The organism is Hydrogenobaculum sp. (genome assembly GCF_049967395.1).
Classification (GTDB): domain Bacteria; phylum Aquificota; class Aquificia; order Aquificales; family Aquificaceae; genus Hydrogenobaculum.
Window position 1 is genome coordinate 1 of record NZ_JBMFST010000085.1, and the last position, 2,633, is coordinate 2,633.

At 33.3% G+C, this 2,633-nt stretch carries 2 protein-coding genes; both read right to left on the reverse strand.

All coding sequences use genetic code 11. The annotated features are described in order from the left end of the window. Nucleotides 1-21: 21 nt before the first annotated feature. Entirely contained in the window at nt 22-1,014 is a 993-nt protein-coding gene (locus ACP5S8_RS08060; RefSeq protein ID WP_461876427.1) for a type III-B CRISPR module-associated Cmr3 family protein, read from the reverse strand. 2 nt (nt 1,015-1,016) lie between these two features. Beyond that, nucleotides 1,017-2,633 (reverse strand): type III-B CRISPR-associated protein Cas10/Cmr2 (gene cas10, locus ACP5S8_RS08065; RefSeq protein ID WP_461876428.1); only part of this gene is annotated, 1,617 nt, incomplete at its 5' end.

The following is a 2,633-nucleotide window of genomic DNA, read 5'->3' on the forward strand; positions in this document are numbered from 1 at the left end:
GCTGATGATAGACTACTATCTTCATAATATATCCTCCTCTTTTACAACACCTATCGTAGTTAAACCAAACCCAGATGTATTTTTAGTATCAAAATAAGGGTATTCTTTTACCAAAAACGAAGGCCTAAACCAAAATCTTTCAAAAATATGCTCTAATTTACTTTTGTCTTCAAGCTTATAGTAAAAAACGCTTCCTTCCGGCATCAACTTGAAAACCCTAGTGGGTCTATTTCTAAACCATCCGCTGAAAGTAAGAGGCTTTCCAAGCATTTTAGCTGTAAGTTTAGCCCCTTCTATATTTGGTATACCGTTTGTAGGGCTTAAAAGTATTATTTTGAAAAAGCTCGTTTTAAGTATGTATTGTTTTATAATATCCTTTGCATCGTTGAAATATCTTACAACATCGACATCTTCGCTCACTACTTTAAACACTTTACCCTCTCCACCTATTGGAATACAATCTACATTTACATCTTCATCAAACTTTACAAGCACTCCTACGCCTTCATCAAATCTTGTAAAAATTTGAGTAAACAATGCCCCCTCTACGGTGGTTTTGGTGTTGTTGTCTATTTCTATCCCTGTTCTTATCTCTTCGTATGTTTTTAGCATGTTTTCTTCCGATATATCCAAGCTTTTACCAGTTAAATAATTTAGCATTATATTTGAATCTACGTATTCGTTGGGGTCTTGAATCTTTTCCTGTGTATTGTAATCAAGAATATACTCTATAGGTTCTTTTGAGATGATATTGCTAGCTTTTTTAAGTTTTGGGCTTATGTAATCTTTTTTTTCTTTTAATCTTTTTATATCGAGCGGCAGCTTAAAAAACGCTTTGTTGTCTTTAAAAAGTGATATAAATTTTATATTCAAATTCTTGTTTGATATTTTGTTAAAAGCCCCTAAAAACGGTATAGGATTTAAGAAAAACCTTCCTTCTCTAAAATTTTCTTCTTGCTTTTCAAAATCAATACCTTTAGCAAATATAAAAACATCGTAAGCAGTTAAAATCATCGCTACTCTCCCTGATTTGCCAAAAATTTAGCCACTTTTAGCTTATCTATCAAATCCTTAGGATTTTTGATATCAAACAACGTGCTTTCATACAACAGCTTTTTAAACTCTTCTTTTCTTCCAAATTTTTTCTTGTTTAAAAGATAATTTATGAGATTTTTCATTAGATCTGCATCGTTTTGTTGGTTGTACATATAAGGTATTAAAAGCGTATAAAGCTGTGATACGAAAGTGTTTGGAAAATCCTCAGATTTCATCATGTCAACTACCCTTAGAAAATCCTCTATCATATCTTTTTTTATAAAAGCACCCGAAGAAGAATAAGAGTGTTTGACATACTTTATATAAACTCCTTCCTTGCCGAGTGATTTTGCAAGGCTTTCAGCTTTTCTAAGTTCTTCTAAGACATAGTTAAGAGGTAGCTTGTAGTGGGCTATCACGACACCACCGCTCATAGTAGATAGATCAAAACTTTCACACACTTCTTTATATACGCCCAAAGCGTTGGATTTTGGACTTACGGCAAGCAAATCATCCCCACCGGTGTATATCACCTTGCCCTTTTGATGTTCCAATATCTTTTTAAACTTATCCCCGTAAGAAGATAGCTTGTTTGTAAACTTTTTTATCTCATCTAAAGACTTAAAAGCTTCATCTACCTTTTGCCCCATATAATCCCCGTCCAGCATAATAAGAGCGTAGTATTTGTTTGGTTTTCCATACTCTTTGTAAAAGTTTTCAAACTCCTCTTTAATATCTTTCCTTTCTTCCAAATACTCTGGATATACATGCTGTATGTCTTCAAAATTGTATTTTTTAACTAAAGCCAGTAATTTTTCATATGCTTCGTCGCTGTATTCTCTTAAAGCAAAATTTACCACCGACTCAAATTTGCTTTCTTTGTTGTATTCGTATATCCTCTTACCAAGGCAAAAACCACACAAGCGCTCTGAAGCATCAAGCAAAGGACTCTTTTCTATAGATTTCCAAAATCCTTTACCTTTTGGGTCTTCCACCGTTGCCCCCAAAACCCCTCTCATACCACACAGACTACACATATAAGCTCCAGCAAGATGCTTATATCCAATGTTTTCTTGCTTTTTTACAAATTCTAAATAGTCATTTTCACTGTAAAGGTTATTGCCTCTTCTTAAAAGTTCTATGCCTTCTATAAAACCGTCATCTATCTCTTTAGAGCTTTTTATATAAGCAAGGGCTTTATCCACCTCTTCTTTGGCTTTTTTAATATCATCTTCTAAAATAGTTCCTGCCCACACTACGTTTAAAGCATGTTTAATTTGATATTCTATCAAGTATTTATTAAAACCTTCATTTTTAATGTAGTGTTCCGTCAGGCTTTTATTCACATCTTTATTATTCAATAAGTTATCAATGGCAGTGTTGAGTTTTTGATACAAAGAGTCTATTATCTCATCCTCTATTTTTATACATATATCTCTTACCATACTCTCATCTTGGGCTTCTACGATAAAATAAGCTACGTTTGTTATGTTTAGAGTCCGAAGACTTTCTTTCGTGGGCACTAAGAATTCAAAGCTTTGGTTATCAGCATACCTTGAAAACACATCTTGCAATACCAATGGTATCAATCTGCTAGA